Genomic DNA, 21,776 nt, shown 5'->3' on the forward strand with positions numbered 1-21,776 from the left:
TTCCAAGAGGCAGGGATATACGGAGGCCTTGTGAAAAGGGAATTGATTTGTCAAGAACCTAAGTTAGGGAATGTTCGCGTTGCCATCTATTTGAAGAGACGCTTTCGGAATTTCATTGGCTTCTGCAGACTGAAGGTCTAAAATCCATCAGTAGCGTAACACTCTGTGAATTCACGATTCGCGGTCTTATCCGAGAGGAAAAAAAGTCGTGGGAGTCTCGCTTTCGATGATCGCCTTGAATCGCGGTTCCAAAGTATCTTGGAAATCGCTGGAGGAAGATCTCGCCTCGTCATGGCCGACGTTGCCATCCCCCAAGGGTGTAAAAAGGGAAGAGAACACGCTCTCCTTCGACATTGGCCATCTCAGTATTGCCATGGGCATGATGCCAGGTCCTATTCCAGAGGATAACTGGGCCGAGCCTCAGCGGCAGACTTGGATTTGGCCCGATGCGGTTGAAGAGCTGCAAGAACACAAAACTCACCTTATTGTTACCGCAGTAGGGGATGCCACGCCACTGGAACAATCGCAACTTCTCACCATGGTGACTGCTTCTCTAGTGGTCGCCTGTGGTCAGCCTGCTGGCATTCTGTGGGGGGAAGCCGGTCTGATGGTTTCGCCGGAAGTGTTTCGTGGGATTGCTCTAGAGGCCTTGCCGGGCGAACTGCCGCTGTGCATCTGGGTGGCCGTCTTTCTGGGGAAGAATGACGACGGAACAACGGTCGGTTTCACGCGCGGCCTGCAATCGCTCGATGTGATGGACTTTGTCACTGAAGATGCCACCGATGAGCCAGCCGACCTTTGCGAACGCTTCTATGGTCTGGCAGATTACCTTCTGGAAAACGGCCCGGTGATTGAAGATGGCCACACGATTGGGGATGACGCCCAAGAGAGAATTCGCATCTCGTTCGAGCAGTCCCCGTTTGGTCACGAATGTCCGATCATGCGGTTGAAGTTTACGCCCCAGACCGGGCATTCGCATTTCGGCCTGCGTTCTTAGGCCTTGGCTCGCGGATGAGCAAGTTCGTAAACGCCCTTGAGATTTGCCGTGCTCAAGTGGGTATAGATCTGCGTAGTGACCAGGCTCTTATGGCCGAGAAGTTCCTGCACGCTGCGAATATCGGCGCCAGCATCCAGTAGATGCGTGGCAAAACTATGTCGTAGCGTATGCGGACTGGTCCTCAAATCGAGTCCCGACTCTTTCAGGTATTTCTCTAGCATTCGCCCGACACTTCGTGTGGTGATGCGATTGCCAAACTTATTGAGAAATACCGGACGCTGCTTCAGTTGTTCGCTCTTTGGGCTAAGTTGACGAATGTCGAGCCACTTTTCGAGGGCAACCAGCGCGTACGAACCGAGGGGAGCGAGTCGCTCTTTGCGGCCCTTTCCGCGAACACGAACTAGCCCATCGTGTAAATCGAGATCGTTCTCGTTGATACCCACCAGTTCGCTCACACGCAGGCCGGCGCTATAGGTGGTTTCGAGCATGGCTCGGTCGCGAATTCCGGCGGACGAAGATCGCGGTGGAGCGTTTAGAAGCTTGCCGATTTCATCGGAGGTCAGGAAGTGAGGAAGCTTCTGGCTTTTTCGCGGATTACGAAGTGGCTTGGCCGGATTCTTTTCGACAATCTGCTGCCGCTGAGCAAACTTAAAGAAACTGCGCATCGAAGCCAGTCGCCGAGCGACGGTACTGCTGGAATAGCCTGCTTCAGAAACCGCTGAGACATACCCACGGAGATCGAGCGTAGTGACTTCGCCGGGGGAAGGTTCTAAGGCAAAACTCTCTTCGAGATATTCTGCCAATGCGTCCAGGTCTTCGCCGTAGCTTTTGATCGTCAGGTCGGACGCATTTCGTTCGACCTGTAGATAGCGGAGGTAGCTATCAATGACAGTGCGCAAGCCCTGTGTCGAGGAATTTGCGACGCTATCAATCACCTTGGTGGCTCCGCTTTAGCTGAACTCGTCGAAGTCGAGATGGTCTGAGTCGAGGCTACCAATGTCGATTGGCCCATTGGCTGGGAACTCGAATCGCGGCTTGACCGAGGATTCGCTGGCAACCGGTTCGTCTTGATCGGCGGCTTGAGCGCGGATCTTCTGGCTCAGCACTGCGGCGTCGTACCAGGTAAAACTTAATTCCGGATTGCTCGCATAACGTCCGAGCGTGCGAAGGGCTTCGGCCCTGCGCTGATCGCTGAACAGGAATACGTAGCGCTCTTCACCCTTGACCAGTGCTAGTACGTTGATCTCTTCCGTCACGTGTGGCAGCCTCCCAGACAATTCGTAAACTCATCCGTGGTAAAGAAGGTTATCGGCTTTCGCCCCATCGGATCGCCAGTTGAGATTCCCCAGCACCACCACGAAGAGAGAGCATTTCTGTGATATGAGAGTAGCAACAGAAACGAATGAAATCGTTGCTACGATCAAGAAAACCCTGCCAACCCCCATTACGCGCATCGTCCAGAAAAAAGTAATACTGTTCGGCGCGTTCTGTTAAGTTGGAGTCATTTTCGCTATAGCTCCGAATCTGCGAGATGATGGGGCCATCTTGCTGTAGCATCGGAGGTGGTTGAGTCCTCGGGGCATCCGGAATAAATCCGCTCGGGTCAGGCCAATTCGGTGGTAGGCCTTCAATCGGGATTTGATCGTTTTTCTCAGGGTTTTCAATGCGATCGTCGAGATCGGGTTCGGTCGGAGATTGCGTGGCAAGCTGTTCACGTGCGAGCGCAAATTCCGCTTCCCAGACATGCGACTCGGGAATGAATTCTTCGCCGGCGGTACCCCACGGCAGTCCATAGCCTGGTGGAATTGCATGAAAGCCAGGATTGGTGGAGTACCAGTTGATGGCAAGGGATAAACGTTTCGGATAATAAGGTGTGTAGTCCGTTACGGAACCTACGACGACCGCGTCGGCGCCCAGCATTTTTCCGAGTGCGCGCAGTTGCTGAATGTCGCTTCCGTTATTGCCACTTGCTTGCATCGCTCGCATGACTACGCCTACCGGCACCACTTCAAAACCGCGAATCGATTGAAGCTCGCCGTAATAGGCTAGCGTCACCTCGTCCATATCAAGCGTCGGAACGTCGCTTTGATTGTTGAAGGGGATGATCGCGACTCGTGCCAGCTGTGGAAACGGATTGTGATAGATCGGCTTATCGCGCACCTCGGGAAAGGCGGCGCAGCCACTGCACAGCAGAGTCAAGCAGGTGATGGCGAACCAAGTACGCACGAGTATGACAATCGTAGCAATTCAGGTAGCCCCCCTGTCTTGCTCCATGCGCGATTGCGATAGACTCGCCGCGCATGGTCCGATGGGTCTGTCATCGACGAGGTAGGCCTGTGCACTTCATGCGAATCAATCCGATTTCGCAACTTGGAGAAAGTTTAACGCCGCTAGCGGTGATGGCATGCTGACGAAAACAAGTGAAGCCCCTGATTATGCGTGGCTAAAGTCCACAATCAGCCCATGCGCCACGCAGAAACGCACAGGCACATCTCTATTCTCAACAGCTTCTGTCCACTTACTTCGTTGATCCCTCGGTAAGACTTGGGTCCGGCGCACGCTTCGGTATTAAACCAGCGTGCTCATGCTCGTCATCCCGATTGGCTCGCGCGACGTGAATGGTTCACCATACCGGGTACCGATGACTTTTCCCCAGTACGATGCTTCGTCGTGAAGCTTATCCAGAAACGTGGGGTACTCGGTCGGTCGCCCTTCGATGAACTGGCTATGATAGCAACCAATGGAAGCCAGCTTTTGTTCCCAATACTCACTGATATCGAGGACGAACGCCGGCTGCGGTGCCATCTTCAGGTGCACACAGTAGTAATTGTAGATCCGCTGCGGATGAAAGGGCTCGCCAGGCATGTCGGTTTTGCTGAGCTTCGACCAGAACCGCGCCGCGTCGACAAGCTGCGTTGCGGCGATGTGGTCAGGGTGTGCATCATCCCAGTAGGGAGCAAACAGCCAGTTCGGCCGAAGCAGTCGGATGACCGAAGCAAGCTTCTCGCGAGCCGCTAGCGTTGCTTCCAGGCTACGGTTAGGAAGCCCCAGATTGTCGCGCCAATCGACCCCGAGAATCTCCGTTGCGGCGGCTGTCTCTGCGGCTCGTTTCTCCAAGCTGCCGTGGGGTGTTGGCTCGCCGGAGGTCAGATCGAGGATGCCGACCTTCTTACCTTCGGCTTTGAATTTAAGAATTGCACCCGCCATGCCAAGCTCGGCATCGTCAGGATGGGGGGCAATGACAAGCACATCCAGTGGTGTGGGCGTTTTCATTTGATCTGGAACCATGACTCGTTATCCGTTATTTACCACAGCACGTGTTTTCATTTTTTGGCCCCTGCTGATTTTGCGCCCATGACCATCCGAACGCTCGCTGTCATGCTGACTCTTGTTACCCTCGTCTCTGGTTGCCGCACGTGGGGCTGGGGAGTGAAGCAGCCAAAGCAGGATAGTCATCTGGTCGATAACTTCACCGATTCAAAATCAGAGTCGGATGAAGACAAGGAAGACGACTTCGTCGACTCCACAACCTATGCCAAGAAGAATGGCCGGACCGAAGATCCTGGAACAGGATTGTCCGACCGTTCTCGACAAATTGAACGGAGCCTAGGGTATAAGTAGTTCGCGCATGCGAAGCAGTACCGGTTTAGTGTTGGATGCCGTAGAGCGGGCCGAGTTTCGCGCGAAGGTAGCGAATCAGCGGTGTCGAATCGATGGGATCCCCGCAAACGCGTTCGACTAACTCGGCGCCGGGGTAGCACTCTCCGTGTTGGTGAACGTTTTCTCGCAGCCAGTCTAGCAGCGGCATGAATTCACCCGCGGCAAACATGCCGTCCAGGTCGCCCAGATCTTCACGAGCCTGTTCTAGTAATTGAGCCGAGTAAATGTTGCCGAGACTGTAGGTGGGGAAATAACCCATCAGGCCGGCACCCCAATGAACATCTTGCAGACAGCCGTCGGCGTCGCTAGTAGGAGTAATGCCCAACTGTTGGGTGTACTTCTCATTCCAGGCACCCGGCAAGTCCTTCACCGGCAAGTCGCCGGAAAGTAGTGCCTGTTCCAGCTCGAAGCGAATGATAATGTGCAGGTTATAGGTCGCCTCGTCTGCTTCGACACGAATCAGCGACGGTGTGACCTCATTGATCGCGAAATGGAAATCACCGATGGGGACATTCGACAAGGCGTCGGGGAACATCTTCTTGGCATCGCCATAGAAGTGACTCCAGAACGCATAGCTGCGGCCGACGATGTTTTCCCAAAGTCGCGATTGCGACTCGTGAATTCCCAGCGAAGCTGCATTGCCAGGCGGAAGCCCGAACCAATCTTTGGGCAGGCCTTGTTCGTACAGTCCATGCCCCGCCTCGTGCAGGGTCGAGAAGAATGCCGAGGGGAAGAAGTTTTCGTCGTAACGCGTCGTGATACGAATATCGTAAGGACCGATCGTCGTGCAGAAAGGGTGATGCGTTACATCGAGCCGGCCTGCCGAAAAGTCGAACCCAATTTGTGAGGCCGCCGACTTCCCGAGGATTTCCTGCTGGGCGTTGGGATAGTGCCGCTTCAAGATATCCATATTGGGCGTTCGACCGCTGTCTTTAATCTCAGCCACCAACGGAACGAGTTGCTCCTTAAGAGTCTCAAGCACGCCGCGAACTTGGGAGGTCTTGGCTTCCGGCTCGTAGAAGTCGAGCAACGCATCGTACTGCTCGCCCTCGTAGCCGATCGCTTCGGCCATCTCGCGGCTTAGGCTGATCAGCTTGTCGAGGATTGGCTCGAACGTGCCGAACTTGTTTTCGCCGCGAGCTTTCACCCACGTCTGCTGGCCAATGATTCGGGCGTGGCTGAATTCTTCGACCAGGCGTTTGGGTAGCTTGACCTGCTTCAGGTAGTCGCTTTTGATGCGGCGAATGGTCGCTTCGGCTGGGCTATTGGACTGCTCGGTCAATGGAGAGTCGTGAAGCTCTTCGAGCCAGCCGCCAATCTTCGGATCTGTATTTCGGTCGTGAATGATCCCGGAAAGCAGCGTGATTTGATCGGCACGATATGCACCGGCACTCTCGGGCAACTGGACACGTTCGTCCCAGCCCAGCAGTGAATTGACGTTCTCGAGCTTGGCCGTTTCGCGATAGTGGTCGCACAGTTGGTCGAAGATTTGTTGATGATCGGCCATTGTTTTTTGCCTAAGCTAGAAGAGTGAGTCGGTTTGCTGTGGAATGACGTCGAAGGGACTAGGCTAACAGCTTCGCGCCGGTCTGCTTGTCGCAGACGGCAAGAATCTGGGCGATGGTCGTGTCGGCTTCTTCGCCAGTTAACGTACGATCGTAGGCTTGTAGCGTCACCGTAAAGAGAACCCGCTTCTTGCCGGGACCGTCTTTCTTGGGATCGCGGAAGATCTCTTGAAACTTGACCACTTCTACCAGTTCACCACCGGCCGAGTAGCTAATCTCTTGCAGCTTCGACCAGCTGACGTCTTCGTCGACGATCAAGTTTAAATCGCGATTCATCGCCGGGTGCGTGCTGAAGTCTTGGTGCTGCGGCACGAGAACGGCCAACTTCATCAGTGCCCCCAAGTCAATTTCCGCGACGGTGGCAGGCTGCTGAAGTCCGAAGGCCTTACGTGCTTTGTCGCACACGACACCAAGGTAACCGAGCGTGGTGCCGCCGATGGTCAGGTGGGCCCCCTGCCCTTCTTCGAAGATTGGGTCGGTAAAAGGTATCGTGGAGATCATCACGTTGGGGTTGAGCATTCCGACGAGCCCCTCGATGACCCCTTTCAACGCGAAGAAATCGCGTCCGCTGGTGATGCCAACCATGTACCGCTCATCCGGCAAAGCCTTGGTCTGGGGAAGGTATACCTTGGCGATTTCGTACAGGTCGATGTCGGTGTAGCTGAACTTCTCGTTGTTGCGGCGAGCACCCAGCAAGCTGGGGATCAGGCTCACACGCAGGCGATCTTCACCCTTGACCATAGGCATGCTCGTCGTCAACGGCTCGGCGAGGGACCAGCCTTGGAAGGCCTTCGACCAGACGTCATTTACGATGCTACGGGTCAAGGTTTCATCGAATCCCATCCCTAGCATGCCCATGCGGATTTTGTTGCGTACCCGATCTAAATCGCTTTGATGCGACGCGCTGAGGGAAACGCCGGCGTGTTCCGGTATCTTGTCGTAGCCATGGATACGTGCCACCTCTTCGATCAGATCGACTTCGCGATCCAGATCTCGCCGCCAACTGGCGGGAATGATCGTGATAGCTTTCTCGTTTTGCTGGGTGACTTCGTTGTCGAGCCGCTCTAGAATGCGACGTACTTCGGTCTCGGAAACATCGATTCCCAAGACTCGCGGGATCTGCGCTAGACGCAAGGTAACACTGCCGCGACCACTTGGCTCGGAACCGGCATAGACGTGTCCTTCACATACTTCTCCGCCTGCCGTTTCGACAATCAATTCGCAGCAGCGGCGACTGGCCCAATCGATCATCTCGGGGTCGACTCCCCGCTCGAAGCGATACGAAGAATCGCTCTTCAGCTTAAGCCGGCGCGAGGTGGTCCGGACCGGCAAGGCCGCGAACTGGGCGGCTTCGATCAATAGATCGGTTGTCATCTCGTTGACTTCCGTCTCTTTGCCCCCCATAACGCCGGCCAGGGCAACAACGCCGCTGTTGTCGGCAATGACGTAGTCGTCGGTGCTCAACTGGTATTCGCGATGATCGATCGCGAGGAACTTCTCGTCGTGCACGGCCTTGCGAACGCGGATCGTGTCGCCTTGCAGTTTGTTCATGTCGAACGCATGCAGGGGCTGGCCGATTTCCATCAGAACGTAGTTGCTGGCATCGACCACATTGTTGACCGTTTGGATGCCGATCGTGCGCAGACGGTTCACCATCCAGGCAGGGCTATCGCCAATAGTCACTCCGCTGATACTTCGCGCAATGTACCGCGGGCAGAACTGTTCGTCCTCAAGCTGAACAATCTTAGGACAGGCGCCTCCGCTTGAGCCTTTCGAGATATCCGCGCTGGGGATCTTCAGATCAAGATCGAACAGCACGCCGACTTCTCGGGCAATCCCGATATGGCCGAGCCAATCGGGGCGGTTGCTGGTGACTTCCAAGTCCAGACAGCGGTCGTTGTCGACTGTCGAGGACCCGTCGAAATTCAATCCCGCCAAGGTCAAACGATCGCAGACTTCCGCTTCGCTGATGTTTAAATCGAGGTACTGCTTCAGCCAATCCCAGGAAACGAGCATGGTCAGAGTTTTCTCTACAAGGTCGTGTGTTCGAGGTTTCGTAGCGATTTCCAGCAAACGCGATTGAGGCCAGGCCTAGAACTGGGCCAGGAACTTCGTGTTGCTGTCGTACAAATAGCGGATGTCGTTGATGCCGTGACGTCGCATGCATAGGCGTTCGACACCTAGGCCAAATGCAAAGCCGGTCACCTCGTCCGGGTCGTAGCCGACGGCTTTGAGCACGTTGGGATCGACCATGCCAGCTCCGCCGAACTCGAGCCAGGTATCTTGCCAACGCATGTCGACTTCCACACTCGGTTCGGTGAACGGGAAGAAGGAGGGACGGAAACGGATTTCTACGTCTTGCCCAAGGTAGCTCGACGCGAACAGCCGCAGCACGTACTTGAGGTCAGCCATGGTGACGTTCGTGTCGACGAGCAATCCTTCAATCTGATGGAACATCGCGTAGTGGGTCGCGTCGATCTCATCGGGACGATACACGCGGCCAAGCGAAACAATCCGGATGGGCGGCTTCTCGTTTTCCATCACTCGGATCTGAACCGTCGACGTCTGGCTGCGCATCAATTGATTGCCGCCGCCGGTGCCGGTGGAAGCGACATTCAAATAGAAGTTATCGAGAGGATCGCGAGCCGGGTGTTCCAACGGAATGTTGAGGGCCTCGAAGTTATGCCAGTCGTCTTCGATCTCCGGGCCTTCGACGGCCGAAAAGCCGAGCCGACCCATGATATCTTTCAGTTCATCAATGGTCTGGGTAATCGGGTGCATGTGGCCCAGTCGCGGACGATTGCCTGGTAAGGTTACATCCAGGGCTTCGGCCTTGCCCTTCTTGCCACTGCCACCGGTAATGACGTCGGCCGCCGATTGGAAAAGTTCTTCCAGGCGGTTCTTCACCTCGTTGAAACGCTTTCCAGCGACTGGCTTGTCCTCTTTCGAGACCTTGCCGAGCCCCTTTTGGACTTCCTTGAGCTTGCCACTTTTGGCGCCCAGGTATTCGACACGGGTCTCTTCCAAGATCTCTTGGTCAACCGCGTTGATGGCGTCCTCGAAGCGTGTCGATGCGGTTTCGACCAGATCGTCCAACTGTTTGATGAAATCGTTGAGTGACATGATGCCTGTGAGTTTGGTGCGTTCATGAAACAAGCCGCCGAGTCATCCTCGGCGGCTTGTATTATTGCATCTGAGTTGGTTGCTGCCCATCCACAATGGGCTGGCACTTAGGCGGCCAGGGCAGCCTTGACTTCTTCAGCGATGGCATCGAATGCACCTGGGTCGTGGATTGCCATTTCCGACAATACCTTTCGATCCAAGTTGATACCGGCTTTCTTCAGGCCGTGAATGAATTCGCTGTAACGAATGCCACGTTCGCGAGCAGCCGCGTTAAGGCGGATGATCCAGAGCTTGCGAAATTCACGCTTGCGGACCTTACGGTCGCGATAGGCATAAACGCCAGCGCGGACGAGGGTTTCCTTGACGCTACGCAGCAGATTGCCACGACCACCACGATTACCCCGGGCCTTCTTAAAGAGGCGTTTCTTCGACTTATGGCGTGCCTTGCCGTAAGTTGTTCTCATCGTATTACCTGACTTTCGTCCACTGGGCCTCCATTTCCGTAAAAATGGATGTTTGTTGCCCGCGTACTGAAAAATGACACTTGAGGGTTGTTCACACGCTGTGAATCAGTTCAAGGTGTCGCCTGAATTAAAGGTCTAGTAGCTGTACTTGCCTAATGCTAAGCGTAGAGCCACCGATTCGGCTTCAGCCAAAACAGTAGTACCGCGGAGGTTTCGCTTCCGCTTGTGGCTCATACGGTTTGCCAAGTGGCTCGTACCGCACTGACGGTGCTTGATCTTGCCGTTTCCGGTAATGCGGAAACGCTTTTTGGTACCCTTATGGGTCTTCATCTTAGGCATGATGCCAATCCCCAATGAATATCTGGGACGTCATGTCCTTTAATGGACATTCTTCTGATACGTGGAAACCCAATATTCTAGAGCTTTCACCTCGTCAGCGGTAGGGGGACCAACAGGAATTTGGAAAACCGCTCGGCTCGTAATGCCATCGACGCAACTTATTGTCGCAATTGGTCTTACCTATACGGTTTTCAGCTCGAATCGACGACTGCAAGCTCGAAAATAGGCTCCGGCGTACTTAAAATAGTCATTACCCACTGAACGATTCCTTCGCAAACGGCCAGCATACGTTAATGGATGGTCCCCAGATTACTGCCTGGACGATACGTCTCGCCTTGCTTGCGCTTACGGCGAGTATCGTGCTGCGAATGGTTCGTCCCTGGGTGGCAGTGACCGTTGGGTGGCAAAGGGCAATTTGGACCACCGCATGTGGTTTGTTTCTGGCCCATATCGCCGCCGGCATGCATTATTATCATGACTGGAGTAACGCCCAGGCCTACGCCGACACGGCTCAACAAACGTTTGACAAGTTAGGCGTGCGGTTTGGTGGAGGGATCTACGTGAATCACTTGATGGCCATCTTGTGGAGTATGGACGTTGTGTGGTGGTGGATCGCTCCGAAAAGCTACGCCGGGCGGAGCCCTCGCTGGGAGCAGTGGTTGATTGGGTTTCTCCTGTTTATCGCCTTCAATGGCTTGATTGTGTTCAAGGAGGGGCCCCTGCGTATCGCCGGACTGATTGGGTTTTCCGTTTTGGGACTCATCTGGCTACTCGTAACTGTACTTCCCGCACCAAGGGCCAAACTGGCCGAGTCCCCAGATTAATCGCGAACGAATGCAGCAAGCCGATCAATCAACTTCCGACCCGCTCACCATTGCTTACCTCACCGCCGGGGGGGCTGGCATGTTTTGCGGTAGCTGCATGCGCGACAACACCGTCGCCAGGGCTATGCATCATTTAGGGCACGATGTTCATTTGCTGCCGATGTATACGCCCATTCGTGTCGACGAAGAGGACGTCAGCGAAAAGACACTCTTCTATGGCGGCATCAATGTGTATATGGAACAGAACGTGCCTGGGTATCGGTTTCTGCCGGACATGGTGACACGATGGCTCGACCAAGAGTGGATCATTCGTTGGGCCACGTCCCGCGGAATCGAGACAAGCGCGAAGCAGCTAGGCGGGCTAACCTTGTCGGTGCTCAAAGGGAAGGACGGCAACCAGCGCAAGGAAGCACAGCGTCTGGCAAAGTGGGTCGCCGAAGAACTTCGCCCGCAGGTGGTCAATTTCAGCAATATGATGATCGCTGGCACGGCGCCGCTGTTGAAAGAGAAAATCGATTGCCCGATACTCGTGACCCTGCAAGGGGACGACATCTTCATGGATGACTTGCCCGAGCCGTACCGATCGAAGTGCTTTGCCCAGATCCGCGAGTTGGCAACCCACGTCGACGGTTTCATCGTTTTCAGCAACTACTATGCGGACTATATGGCCGAGTATTTCGGCGTTCCGCGAGCGAAATTTCACCTGGTGCCGCTGGGAATCGATTTAAGCGATTTCCCTGAGAAGCTTGACCGGCAAACTGACGTCGAGCGTCCACCCACGATCGGCTACCTTGCGCGGATGGCTCCCGAGAAAGGCTTACACGTGCTGGTCGATGCGTTCATGCATTTACGGGCAATCCCTGGGATGGAAGACGCGCGGCTCAAGATCGCTGGCTGGGCCGGCAAGCAGCAGCAGCCTTACCTGGACCAGCAGTTCGCCAAGCTGCGTAGTGCGGGGCACTTTGATGGATGCGAGTACCTGGGAACGGTAGATCGGGCCGGCAAGCTGGCCTTTTTGCATTCGATCGACGTCTTATCAGTGCCGACGGTGTACCGCGAGCCGAAGGGGCTTTTCGTGCTCGAGGCCTGGTCGGCTGGCGTGCCGGTGGTGCAGCCAGAGCATGGAGCGTTTCCCGAATTGATTGCCGCAACCGGAGGTGGTCACTTGGTTCCGCCTGAAGACCCTATCGCACTCGCGGAAAAACTCGCCGAGGTGCTTGTCAGTCGAGAATCTTCCCGGGCGTTGGGAAAGGCCGCATCGGAAATGGTCCGCACAAAATTCGCCGCCCACGTCGCCGCGTCCGAGACGGTTGAGGTTTATCGCTCGATGCTTGCACGCAAGTCTCGCTGAGATCACCTAGCCTGCCAGGCTGCGGTCGAGCGTTTGTCAGGCAGCCTTTTTGTGGAGCGTTTCGGAGGTCACGTCGTCGACTGATATCGGTAGTAGTCGCGGCGGGGGCATCATTCCCTTTTCGACGTAAATCGAGCCGGTCTGCGACTTTTCCCACAGTGCGTTGTTACGGTCGAAGTCTTCCTGGTTGAAGAACTTCTCGTGCTCCATATGGAATAGGACCGCAGAATAGAGCGCGTTTTGACGCTTCACGCCGGTTCTCATCAGACGGGTTATAAACTCGCTGTCTTCACGCCAGAAGCCAACGAACTCTTCGTTCCAGCCATTGATCGCATCGACATCTTTTCGCCAGGTGGCGATGTTACAACCGCGGATTCCTCGCATGCCGTGGCTGCGAACGGCCAATCCTGGGATGTGGACTAGCAGGTGAAGCTTGGTGAGCCCACCGCTGAGCCAATACTTGAAAAGCTGCCAGCTATTCTCGTTCCCTTGAAAGGTATCGAACGCTTGGTAAGTGAGGAAGTTTCGGCGGCCTTGAGTGAAGTAGCCCGGCTTGGCCAGCTTTTGATGGTCGGCCACAAACATCGGGCCAGGGATGCAATCTCCATCGGTATAGATCAGGTATTCGCCGGTGCATAGCCGCGTTGCCGCATTGCGGGCCTTGCAGAGCTGCGGCATTCCGCCAAAGGGGTGCCAGGCATGCACGATCGGGAAGTCGGCCTCTTGCTGGTACTTTCGGATCACATCCGGCGTATCATCCGTAGAGCCATCGTCGGCAATGACGACCTGGTGAGGCTTGACGGTTTGATGGAGGTAGCCGTGCAGAACCTTATCCAGGTAGGACGACCGATTGTGGGTGGTGACGATGATCGACGATTTCATGGGTTTGCCTTCCGGGGTGGCGCAGCGCAGCATCCTTGCGAGCAGCGACGCAGAACATTACCAGGGGGAAAACAAAATCAGCAAGAGCATTTAGCCGCTTCGGCAGCAGCAAGGCGAGAAAGTCTCGGCGCATAAAAAAAGGCTACTTCGCGTCCGAAGTAGCCTTTGCGTCGATTAAATAGCCTGCTAGCCCGCTTTAGGGGAAACGGTTGCCATGATCCGGCGTCCCATTTGTTTGGGAGGTGACTCAAGCTTACCGGCTTCTGCGACGAGAAGTTCGATAACTTGGGCCATCACGCGATGCCCCTCTTCAACGTGGGCCATTTCGCGACCCTTGAACTGGATCGAGACCTGGACTTTGTCTTTGTGCTGCAAAAAGGTAATCGCTTGCTTGACCTTGAATTCGATATCATGGTCACCAGTCTTGGGACGCAGACGGATTTCTTTCGTCTTGGTATGGTGCGACTGGTTTTTGTGCTGCTTCTTGCTTTGCTGATACTTGAACTTGCCGTAATCCATGATGCGACACACTGGCGGTTTTGCGCCAGGGGCAACTTCGACAAGGTCCAAACCACCTTCTCGAGCAATGGACAAGGCTTCGTCAGTAGGCAGAACGCCTAACTGTTCCCCGTCAGCAGAAATGACTCGAATTGGTGAGATTCTAATGCGATCGTTGATTCGAGTCTGGTCGCGATTCTGATCGCGGTCTCGATCGCGAGACGAATTTCGCAGGGCGATGGCTAGTGATCCTTTTAAACTAGGAAACGGGTAGAGCTAATATTATCGACTTTGTGGACAACCCGTAAAATCGTACCACATTGAAAACATTCTATCGTCAAGTTTCCGCTGCGTTAACGCACGAAAATAGGAATCGGTGAATTTTGCCACCTTTCCGGGTGGTAATGGCGGTTCTTGTTCCCTTTGTTGCGGTAAGAACCTACCGGCAGGCTGGACTCTTTCGGCCTGCCATAGATCCACGCACCCCTGTTCAGGGGGTGCGTGGTCGGTTTATTATTGCTGTTAATAGCCTTCGCTGGTGGTAGCAGTGCCGGAAGTGCCCAGGCCGGCCGAGCCTTTGAAGACTTGGCGAACCACGCGATTAGCGACTTCTTCCTTAAGCTTGTCGATCGCTTGCTGGATCTTCATCGACCCCAGGTCGCCGTCGATGCGGTCGCGTACCGAGACGGCTTCTTCATCCATCTCGCGACCCCCGATGATGAACATGTAAGGGATCAATTCCAACTGGGCGGCGCGGATCTTGGCACCGATCTTTTCAGGTCGGTAGTCGCCACTGACGCGGAAGCCGGCGGTTTGAAGCTCTTTTTCGACCTTCAACGCGTACTCGTCGAACTTCTGACTGACGGTCAAGATACGAATTTGTTCCGGAGCCAGCCATAGCGGAAATGCTCCGGCGAAGTGTTCGATCAGCACGCCCATGAAGCGTTCCAACGACCCAAACGGGGCGCGGTGGATCATGACCGGTCGGTGTGGCTGGTTGTCTTTTCCGATGTATTCCAGGTCGAATCGTTCCGCACTGGGAAGATTGTAGTCGAGCTGAACGGTCCCCAGTTGCCATTCTCGGCCTAGACAGTCGTTAACCACGAAGTCGGCCTTGGGACCGTAAAACGCGGCTTCGCCCGCTTCGGCAGTTGCGGTGATGCCCATGTTTTTACAGACCCGCACCAACGCTTCTTCGGCCTGATCCCAGACTGCTTCCTTGCCGACGTACTTGCCGCTGTCTGGGTCGCGAAAGCCCAGTCGTACGCGGTAGTCGGTCAGCCCCAAGCTGCTCAGCACGTACTGAGTCATCTGGATGCACTTACGGAACTCGTCTTCGACTTGCTCGTCGGTGCAGAAGATGTGCGCATCGTCTTGGGTAAACCCACGCACGCGAGTCATGCCGTTCAATTCGCCCGATTGCTCGTAGCGGTAGACGGTTCCGAATTCGGACAAGCGATACGGCAATTCACGATAACTGCGTGGCCGTGACTTATAGATCATGATGTGATGCGGGCAATTCATCGGCTTGAGGAGGTATTCCTCGTCGTCGGCCTGATGAATGGGGGCGAACTGGCTGTCCTTGTAGAAAGGATAGTGCCCCGAGATCTTGTACAGGTCGACCTTGCCGATGTTGGGGGTGACGACCGGAAGGTACTCGAATTTCTTGAGCTGTTCTCCCACGAACTCGGTCAGCAAGTTGCGAATGATGGTTCCTTTGGGCGACCAGAGGATAAGCCCCTGCCCTACCAGCGGATTGATCGAGAACAAATCCAACTGCCGACCCAGCACGCGGTGGTCGCGGCGTTTGGCTTCTTCGATCTTGGTCAGGTGGGCTTCCAGGTCGTCCTTGTTAAAGAAAGCAGTCGCATATAGCCGCTGCAACTGGCGATTGTCGGAATCCCCTTTCCAGTAAGCGCCGGCGACCGAGAGGATTTTGTACGCGCCGATCGCTTTAGGCCGAGGAATATGGGGGCCGCGGCAAAGGTCGACGAATTCGCCTTGCTGGTAGAACGACATCGACGCGTGGTCTTTGAGCCCGGTCTCGATGTGTTCGATCTTGTACACCTGGCCCAGGTCTTTGACGACCTGCAGCGATTCATCTCGATCGCGTTCGATGCGCTCGAACGGTTCGTCTTGCTTGATGATCTTCTTCATCTCGGCTTCGATTGCCGGGAAGTCTTCTTCGGAAAGCTTGTGCTCGAGATCGAAGTCGTAATAGAAGCCCCCCTCGATGGTCGGGCCGAACGCCAGTTGCACTCCGTCGTACAGCCGCATGACAGCCCGGGCCATGATGTGGGCACAGCTATGCCGCATGACCCCCAAGGCCTCTTCGTCCTTCTTGGTCAACAGGCGAAGATTGACGCTACCTTCGTCCGGCAGCTTGGTATCAAAGCCAACGACGTTGCCGTCGATCTCGCCCGCCAAGGTAGCCTTGGCCAAGCCAGGCCCAATATCGGCGGCAACCTCCATCGGGGTCACGGCGTGATCGAATTCTTTCTTAGATCCGTCGGGAAGAATGACTTCGAGCATGTTATGTTCGATTTCTTATCCTAAAGGCGATTTCCAGGCTCACGTGGACATCGAAACAAAGGATGTCGCTAAAACCGCGAGGATGGATCAGGCAGGCAATGTCGTCGTTGCGATTGCCCACTGTGGTGAACCTTCTGCCGGCTGCAGGGCTCTCTGCATTTACGGTCAGAGACGGCCCTTCAACGAAACAGGTTCACCGCAAGAAGCGTATAGATTGCCTGAAGTTACGTTCTAGGAAAAGTCCAGGTTCTCATTCGACGAGAGAATTGCTCCCATCTGTTGAGCAACCAGCCAGCTTGAGTGGGGGCATAATCGCAATTTTCGCTCCAGCCCCTTGACGTAATGACAGACTTAATGGCAAACTACGCGTTTGGTTAACCTCTGCGGGGGTGAATCACTGATAAATGCTTGCATCAGATAAGCGGTGATCGCTTGTTTGTGAGAAGCGTAAAAGGGCGATTGGCTCAGTTGGTTAGAGCACTACCTTGACATGGTAGGGGTCACAGGTTCGAATCCTGTATCGCCCACTTAAAGCACGAAACGGAACCCTTCTATCGGGTTCCGTTTTTTTATGGGCTTAGCTAAGTGCGACCTAGCCCTGCAGCTTGCTCACTTCTTCAAGCACCTTTGCGTCGTGCCCGTCGACCTGAACGCGTTTCCATACTTTTGCCACTTTGCCATCGGGATCGATTAGGAACGTGCTGCGCTGAATGCCCATGCTTACTTTGCCGTACATGTTCTTCTCGCGCCAAGCACCGTATTTTTCCGCCAGCTTGTGGTCTTTGTCGACCAGCAGGGGAAAGTTGAGCTGATACTTTTCTTTGAACTTGAGGTGGCTGTCCTTGTCGTCGGGGCTTACCCCAAGCACCGTGACGCCGTGCTTTACTAGTTCGCTCTGGCGATCGCGGAAAGCGCAAGCCTCTTTTGTGCAGCCTGGGGTGTCGTCTTTCGGGTAGAAGTACAGGACGACGATCGAGCCCTGGAGGTCCGAAAGCTTCACTTTCGAGCCGTCGTCTGCTGTCAATGTGAAACTGGGGGCTTTAGAGCCGGCTTCAACCCATTCTGCCATTAAACTCACTCCTAAGGGCTATAGCGAGGCGGAATGCCTCGAAGTGTGGGGATTGGCGTAATCAATAATCGACCTAAGTCATGGACCGCCAACTGTTTTTGCGCAACTGACCTTATCAAAAAGTCAAATCAGATGTCGGGGAATCCATCGGAAATCTTGAGTGATTCTGCCACTTATTGGTTTTTTTAGGGTCATTCGTTGTATATAACAAATGCTGTGGCGAATTGGCAGGTTGTTCGTTGAAGGGGCAACTCACGAACAGCTGACTGCCAGCAAGCGGCCAAGGGTGGATTGGTTGGTGCTTGCTCGATTGGTTTCCCCACTACCGGAACATGTCCAATCCCTCCGTGGTTTGATTGCCCGTGTTCAAACCACACCTATCCCATTCAAAACCCCATCCTTGATTGCATCGCTTCTCCTGGCCCAGGCAGAGCCGTTTGTGATCAAAGCATGTGTGATTTCGAGAAGAGGCGGATGAATTCTCGGCAAATCAGGTCGAATGCTCTCTCTCGGCAAAGGTCGATGTTCCAAAAATTGGAACGTAAAGATCTTCTGGCCGGCGATTCTGCTGTCATGGTAGAGTTCGCGGTATTCTCAAACGATTCGCGCCCCGATGACTTGGTCGCAGATCGCACACACGTATTGCCCGAAGCAATGCACCGGACGCACGAATGGGATCAATTCGTCGTCGAGGTTTGGTTACGTGGCGATGGGCAAGAAGCGGTTGATATTCAAGATTTAAAGTTAGACCTGGGCTATCGCACCGACCTGACGTCCGCCGTTGGGGTTGAGTTCGGTCGCTCGTTTGAAGGTCCAGGCTCGTTCGAGTTAGACGACCAAACAGGCCAAGTTCGCGACATTCACGGCACTTCGGCAGGGGTTTCGCTCAGCGACGCAGATCGCGTTCTCTTCGCTCGCATTCATTTTCAGGCCGTCCCTCAGTGGGGCGACAATGTCCGAATGGACTTCGAGACCGGCAGAGTGGGACCACACTCGCTCGAACTGGCAACCCAAAATATTACGGCCATGTCTGCCGGGCAGCAGGTCACTGCGGTGCACGATGCGATGCCTGAGATGGGCATCTTTCCTGTGATTTACGATCTCAATGAAGATCAAAAGGTGGGATTAGCTGATTTCGCTGAGTTCATCCAGGTTTACGGCGACACTTCAGAATCGGCCACCGACGGAACTAAGTGGTTTGCTGATTTCGACAAGTCTTACGCAGTGGGACTTTCTGACTTCAGCATGTTTATTGCCAACTACGGCAAGTCTTATTTCGACGAGAACATCTCGTTCCCGGCCAACTACCCCGACGCATGGATCGAGCCAGAGGGGCCTGACGATGGTGATGGTGGCGGGGGTGTTATCGATGATCCGGATGATCCAGGCAACGATGGGGATCCTCCTCCTCCCCTGCCGGTGTTCCAATTGGCTCAGTTCCAGGGCGGCATTGTCTTGCCGGGGGCGAACGAAGTCTTTCAATTGATGATTGGTGGAATCAATTGGGACGGAGTCCAGGTCGATCGATTGACCGGAGCCGCTTCTCTGAGCGATGAGGGAGAACTCGAGGATGGCGACGTCGTGCTATCCATCGTTCTCGAAGATGAAGAGCTCTTTGAAACGGAAATCGAGCTGATTTTCGATGGCGAGTTGATCGATACTCTTGAGGAGCTCAACGAATACTCGCTCGTGATCACCGCCTACGTTTCCGAGGTCATGAACTCGCTCAAAGGCTTGTTGGGCGAAGCGTTAGACGGTCAGTAGTCTCGCGCTCGCCGGCGGCGGGCGGCTCTCTTGTTATCGGCGTCCTTCGTTAATAGTGCGGAGGACGTTCGTCCGTGGCCGATCTTGGCTGTTCAATTGCCACACTTAACCGCTCGATGCGGTCATCTGCTCGGGTCAGCAGGGCTTCCAATCGCGTAATTCGTTTCTGTTGGTCCAAAATGACCTCGTTCAGATCCGCAAGGATGCGCTCTTGGTGGACGTGTTTTTCCTCAAGTGTTGTAATTCTTTTGACAACGTTTTCTTCTATCATCCGGATCGTTCTTTCAAGATGGGGGGAGATTTCCGTCTTTAACTCCCTTTTAGGGACCTTCGAGTCCTGTTTGTGGGGAGACGCTTCTCCATAACTTCATTCAAATCAATTTTAGCCTGATTTGATAGGTGTCGCGGTGCTACGCAAACCCATAGGGCGGCAATCGTTGCGTTGACTTCTAGGTTCTTTTGGACTTAAAATGCTTGACTTGTGTGTCCGACTCGCAGCGGGATCTCCAGGGTAAATCTTACTTCTTCGCACGAAGAAGTCCGGTTGTGCTCTGGCGTCTGTAGGGTCTGCGATTTCCGTTTCTATGTTGGCTAGAGAGTCTCGAACGAAATATGTCTATCTCCACGACCAGTATTGAGCAATTGTCGATCAACGCCATCCGTACCTTGTCCATGGATGCCGTTCAGCAAGCCAACAGCGGACACCCAGGCACGCCGATGGCTTTGGCGCCGATCGCCTACACGATTTGGAACAAGCACCTGAAATACGATCCGGCTAACCCGCACTGGCACGCTCGCGATCGTTTCGTGCTTTCCTGCGGGCACGCTTCGATGCTGCTTTACAGCACGCTGAACGTTGCCGGAGTGAAGAAGGCCGACGGTTCGAGCGAACCTTCGATCACGCTGGAAGACATCAAGAATTTCCGTCAGCTGCATAGCCCATGTGCTGGTCACCCGGAAGTTCACGAAGCGGCCGGCATCGAAACCACCACCGGTCCCCTAGGCCAAGGTGTTGCCAACAGTGTCGGGATGGCAATTGCTGGCAAGTGGCAAGCTGCTCGCTTCGACGACATCTTCGGCTACGACGTCTACGCTCTGTGCAGCGATGGCGACCTCATGGAAGGCATTTCCACGGAAGCCGCTTCCACTGCCGGTCACTTGAAGCTGTCGAATCTGTGCTGGGTTTACGACGACAACAAAATCACCATCGAAGGGGACACCGACCTGGCGTTCAGCGAAGACATCGCTGGCAAGTTCCGGGCGATGGGTTGGCACGTAATCGATATCGAAGACGCCAACGACGTGGCCGCACTCGACAAGGCTTTCACCGAGTTCAAGCAAACGACCGACAAGCCAACCTTGATCGTGGTGCACAGCATCATTGCCTGGGGAGCTCCGACCAAAGCCAACACGCATGGCGCTCACGGTGCTCCGCTGGGCGACGACGAAATCGCGGCCACCAAGGCAGCCTACGGTTGGACCTGCGATAAGTTTGAAGTCCCTGCTGAAGTGTACGAACACTTCAATGCCAACTTGGGTGCCCGGGGCGCGGAAGCGAAAGCCAAGTGGGACGCCGACTTCGAAAAATTCAGCAAAGAGAACGCCGACAAGGCCGCCACGTGGTCGTCGATCATGTCGGGCGAACTGCCTGCTGGTTGGGACGCCGATATCCCTAGCTTCCCAGCCGATGCCAAAGGCGTGGCTACCCGTGCTTCCAGCGGTAAGGTCTTGAATGCCATCGCGGCCAAGGTGCCAGGTATGCTCGGGGGTTCGGCCGACTTGGAACCTTCGACCAAGACGGGACTGACCTTTGAAGGTGCTGGCTCTTTTCAGCCTGACACCTACTGCGGTCGCAACTTCCACTTCGGTATTCGTGAACACGCGATGGCCGCGATCGGCAACGGAATGGCCCTGTGCGGGTTACGACCGTACGTGTCGACCTTCTTTGTCTTTAGCGACTACCTGCGACCATCGCTCCGCTTGTCGGCGATCATGGGTGCTCCGGTTCTGTACATCTTCACGCACGATTCGATCGGCGTGGGAGAAGACGGCCCGACGCATCAGCCGGTCGAACACCTTGCAGCCATTCGTGCGATTCCGAATGTCGCCGTGTTCCGTCCTGGCGATTCCAACGAAGTGGGCGAGTGTTATAAGACGGCAATGCAATTGACCGACCGTCCTTCGGTGCTTGTTCTAACCCGTCAGAACTTGCCGACTTTGGATCGCGAAAAGTACGCTTGCCCGAGCGGGTCTTCCAAGGGGGCATACATCCTTGCCGATTGCGAAGGCACTCCAGAGGTTCTGTTGATGGGAACCGGTAGTGAACTTTCGTTGGTGGTCGATGCCTACGAGAAACTGACCGCCGATGGGGTCAAGGCCCGTGCAATTAGTGTCCCTTGCCTGGAGCTGTTCTATGAGCAAGACGCGGAATACCAAAAGCAGGTCATGCCTTGCGACGTGCCTGCTCGTGTCGCGGTGGAAGCGGGGATTCGCCAGTGCTGGGACCGCCTGCTAGGCTTGCAGGGCGAATTCGTCGGTATGAAGAGCTTCGGTGCCAGTGCTCCGGCTGACGAGTTGTTCCCTTACTTTGGAATCACGACCGATAACGTGGTCGAAGCCGCGAAGAAGTCGATTGGCAAATAATTGCTATCGCTTCCGATCATTCACCCAGAAAAACCCCTCTGATTTCGGAGGGGTTTTTTCGTGCG

At 54.8% G+C, this 21,776-nt stretch carries 20 protein-coding genes and 1 tRNA gene; 7 read left to right on the forward strand and 14 right to left on the reverse strand.

Going from position 1 to position 21,776, the window contains the following annotated elements:
- Window positions 1-208: 208 nt before the first annotated feature.
- Window positions 209-997 carry a DUF4261 domain-containing protein gene (locus HOV93_RS26345; protein WP_207395702.1) on the forward strand — a complete coding sequence of 263 codons (789 nt, stop codon included), beginning with the start codon at window positions 209-211 and terminating at the stop codon, window positions 995-997.
- Here the strand turns inward: HOV93_RS26345 and xerC are convergent.
- From xerC to bshB1, 4 genes are all read right to left on the reverse strand, one after another.
- Window positions 994-1,896, reverse strand: a complete 903-nt coding sequence (xerC, locus tag HOV93_RS06690; RefSeq protein ID WP_207395703.1) for a tyrosine recombinase XerC — start codon at window positions 1,894-1,896, stop codon at window positions 994-996. The two genes, HOV93_RS26345 and xerC, sit on opposite strands and share 4 nt — an antisense overlap.
- 51 nt (window positions 1,897-1,947) lie before the next feature.
- Window positions 1,948-2,253: a hypothetical protein gene (locus HOV93_RS06695; RefSeq protein ID WP_207395704.1), complete on the reverse strand. Its 306-nt coding sequence runs from the start codon at window positions 2,251-2,253 to the stop codon at window positions 1,948-1,950.
- A 49-nt stretch (window positions 2,254-2,302) separates the two neighbouring features.
- Complete coding sequence (locus HOV93_RS06700; protein ID WP_315853360.1) at window positions 2,303-3,223, reverse strand: hypothetical protein; 921 nt, start codon at window positions 3,221-3,223, stop codon at window positions 2,303-2,305.
- A 342-nt stretch (window positions 3,224-3,565) separates the two neighbouring features.
- Window positions 3,566-4,285: a bacillithiol biosynthesis deacetylase BshB1 gene (gene bshB1, locus HOV93_RS06705; protein ID WP_207395705.1), complete on the reverse strand. Its 720-nt coding sequence runs from the start codon at window positions 4,283-4,285 to the stop codon at window positions 3,566-3,568.
- Window positions 4,286-4,351: 66 nt separating this feature from the next.
- Here bshB1 and HOV93_RS06710 point away from each other — a divergent pair, with 66 nt between their 5' ends.
- Window positions 4,352-4,618 carry a hypothetical protein gene (locus tag HOV93_RS06710; RefSeq protein WP_207395706.1) on the forward strand — a complete coding sequence of 89 codons (267 nt, stop codon included), beginning with the start codon at window positions 4,352-4,354 and terminating at the stop codon, window positions 4,616-4,618.
- A gap of 25 nt (window positions 4,619-4,643) precedes the next feature.
- On the opposite strand, the gene HOV93_RS06715 is transcribed toward HOV93_RS06710, so the two are convergent.
- The 5 genes from HOV93_RS06715 to rpmI form a co-directional block, all read right to left on the reverse strand.
- Window positions 4,644-6,164, reverse strand: a complete 1,521-nt coding sequence (locus HOV93_RS06715; RefSeq protein ID WP_207395707.1) for a carboxypeptidase M32 — start codon at window positions 6,162-6,164, stop codon at window positions 4,644-4,646.
- A 58-nt stretch (window positions 6,165-6,222) separates the two neighbouring features.
- Window positions 6,223-8,238, reverse strand: a complete 2,016-nt coding sequence (pheT, locus tag HOV93_RS06720) for a phenylalanine--tRNA ligase subunit beta (protein ID WP_207395708.1) — start codon at window positions 8,236-8,238, stop codon at window positions 6,223-6,225.
- Window positions 8,239-8,313: 75 nt separating this feature from the next.
- Window positions 8,314-9,345, reverse strand: a complete 1,032-nt coding sequence (pheS, locus tag HOV93_RS06725) for a phenylalanine--tRNA ligase subunit alpha (RefSeq protein ID WP_207395884.1) — start codon at window positions 9,343-9,345, stop codon at window positions 8,314-8,316.
- A 107-nt stretch (window positions 9,346-9,452) separates the two neighbouring features.
- On the reverse strand, window positions 9,453-9,809 hold the full coding sequence (gene rplT, locus HOV93_RS06730) for a 50S ribosomal protein L20 (protein WP_207395709.1): 357 nt from the start codon (window positions 9,807-9,809) through the stop codon (window positions 9,453-9,455).
- A gap of 135 nt (window positions 9,810-9,944) precedes the next feature.
- Window positions 9,945-10,151, reverse strand: a complete 207-nt coding sequence (rpmI, locus tag HOV93_RS06735) for a 50S ribosomal protein L35 (RefSeq protein WP_315853371.1) — start codon at window positions 10,149-10,151, stop codon at window positions 9,945-9,947.
- Window positions 10,152-10,441: 290 nt separating this feature from the next.
- Here rpmI and HOV93_RS06740 point away from each other — a divergent pair, with 290 nt between their 5' ends.
- Window positions 10,442-10,972, forward strand: a complete 531-nt coding sequence (locus tag HOV93_RS06740) for a hypothetical protein (RefSeq protein ID WP_207395711.1) — start codon at window positions 10,442-10,444, stop codon at window positions 10,970-10,972.
- A 10-nt stretch (window positions 10,973-10,982) separates the two neighbouring features.
- Window positions 10,983-12,323, forward strand: coding sequence for a glycosyltransferase family 4 protein (locus tag HOV93_RS06745; RefSeq protein WP_207395712.1), 1,341 nt, complete (start codon window positions 10,983-10,985; stop codon window positions 12,321-12,323).
- A gap of 36 nt (window positions 12,324-12,359) precedes the next feature.
- Here the strand turns inward: HOV93_RS06745 and HOV93_RS06750 are convergent, their stop codons facing one another.
- From HOV93_RS06750 to thrS, 3 genes are all read right to left on the reverse strand, one after another.
- Window positions 12,360-13,205, reverse strand: a complete 846-nt coding sequence (locus HOV93_RS06750) for a glycosyltransferase (RefSeq protein WP_207395713.1) — start codon at window positions 13,203-13,205, stop codon at window positions 12,360-12,362.
- 186 nt (window positions 13,206-13,391) lie between these two features.
- Window positions 13,392-13,943 carry a translation initiation factor IF-3 gene (infC, locus tag HOV93_RS06755; RefSeq protein ID WP_207395885.1) on the reverse strand — a complete coding sequence of 184 codons (552 nt, stop codon included), beginning with the start codon at window positions 13,941-13,943 and terminating at the stop codon, window positions 13,392-13,394.
- A 282-nt stretch (window positions 13,944-14,225) separates the two neighbouring features.
- Complete coding sequence (gene thrS / locus HOV93_RS06760; RefSeq protein ID WP_207395714.1) at window positions 14,226-16,235, reverse strand: threonine--tRNA ligase; 2,010 nt, start codon at window positions 16,233-16,235, stop codon at window positions 14,226-14,228.
- 453 nt (window positions 16,236-16,688) lie between these two features.
- Between thrS and HOV93_RS06765 the strand changes: the two genes are divergently transcribed.
- Window positions 16,689-16,762, forward strand: a tRNA-Val gene (locus tag HOV93_RS06765).
- A 65-nt stretch (window positions 16,763-16,827) separates the two neighbouring features.
- Here the strand turns inward: HOV93_RS06765 and bcp are convergent.
- Complete coding sequence (gene bcp, locus HOV93_RS06770) at window positions 16,828-17,304, reverse strand: thioredoxin-dependent thiol peroxidase (protein WP_207395715.1); 477 nt, start codon at window positions 17,302-17,304, stop codon at window positions 16,828-16,830.
- 522 nt (window positions 17,305-17,826) lie between these two features.
- On the opposite strand from bcp, the gene HOV93_RS06775 reads away from it, so the two are divergent.
- Entirely contained in the window at window positions 17,827-19,068 is a 1,242-nt protein-coding gene (locus HOV93_RS06775) for a hypothetical protein (protein ID WP_207395716.1), read from the forward strand.
- 49 nt (window positions 19,069-19,117) lie between these two features.
- On the opposite strand, the gene HOV93_RS06780 is transcribed toward HOV93_RS06775, so the two are convergent.
- Window positions 19,118-19,339, reverse strand: a complete 222-nt coding sequence (locus tag HOV93_RS06780; protein ID WP_207395717.1) for a SlyX family protein — start codon at window positions 19,337-19,339, stop codon at window positions 19,118-19,120.
- 341 nt (window positions 19,340-19,680) lie between these two features.
- Here HOV93_RS06780 and tkt point away from each other — a divergent pair, with 341 nt between their 5' ends.
- On the forward strand, window positions 19,681-21,711 hold the full coding sequence (gene tkt / locus HOV93_RS06785; RefSeq protein WP_207395718.1) for a transketolase: 2,031 nt from the start codon (window positions 19,681-19,683) through the stop codon (window positions 21,709-21,711).
- The last annotated feature ends 65 nt before the right edge of the window (window positions 21,712-21,776 follow it).

The organism is Bremerella alba, from assembly GCF_013618625.1.
In the GTDB taxonomy this organism is placed as follows: Bacteria; Planctomycetota; Planctomycetia; order Pirellulales; family Pirellulaceae; genus Bremerella; species Bremerella alba.

Bases quoted from the DNA above. Each gene is read 5' to 3' on its own strand.
- HOV93_RS06780 (WP_207395717.1), bottom strand. From the start codon at position 19,339: ATGATAGAAGAAAACGTTGTCAAAAGAATTACAACACTTGAGGAAAAA.
- rplT (WP_207395709.1), bottom strand. From the start codon at position 9,809: ATGAGAACAACTTACGGCAAGGCACGCCATAAGTCGAAGAAACGCCTC.
- bcp (WP_207395715.1), bottom strand. From the start codon at position 17,304: ATGGCAGAATGGGTTGAAGCCGGCTCTAAAGCCCCCAGTTTCACATTG.
- pheS (WP_207395884.1), bottom strand. From the start codon at position 9,345: ATGTCACTCAACGATTTCATCAAACAGTTGGACGATCTGGTCGAAACC.
- HOV93_RS06715 (WP_207395707.1), bottom strand. From the start codon at position 6,164: ATGGCCGATCATCAACAAATCTTCGACCAACTGTGCGACCACTATCGC.
- bshB1 (WP_207395705.1), bottom strand. From the start codon at position 4,285: ATGGTTCCAGATCAAATGAAAACGCCCACACCACTGGATGTGCTTGTC.
- pheT (WP_207395708.1), bottom strand. From the start codon at position 8,238: ATGCTCGTTTCCTGGGATTGGCTGAAGCAGTACCTCGATTTAAACATC.
- tkt (WP_207395718.1), top strand. From the start codon at position 19,681: ATGTCTATCTCCACGACCAGTATTGAGCAATTGTCGATCAACGCCATC.
- thrS (WP_207395714.1), bottom strand. From the start codon at position 16,235: ATGCTCGAAGTCATTCTTCCCGACGGATCTAAGAAAGAATTCGATCAC.
- HOV93_RS06775 (WP_207395716.1), top strand. From the start codon at position 17,827: ATGTTCCAAAAATTGGAACGTAAAGATCTTCTGGCCGGCGATTCTGCT.
- HOV93_RS06710 (WP_207395706.1), top strand. From the start codon at position 4,352: ATGACCATCCGAACGCTCGCTGTCATGCTGACTCTTGTTACCCTCGTC.
- HOV93_RS06750 (WP_207395713.1), bottom strand. From the start codon at position 13,205: ATGAAATCGTCGATCATCGTCACCACCCACAATCGGTCGTCCTACCTG.
- HOV93_RS06740 (WP_207395711.1), top strand. From the start codon at position 10,442: ATGGATGGTCCCCAGATTACTGCCTGGACGATACGTCTCGCCTTGCTT.
- HOV93_RS06745 (WP_207395712.1), top strand. From the start codon at position 10,983: ATGCAGCAAGCCGATCAATCAACTTCCGACCCGCTCACCATTGCTTAC.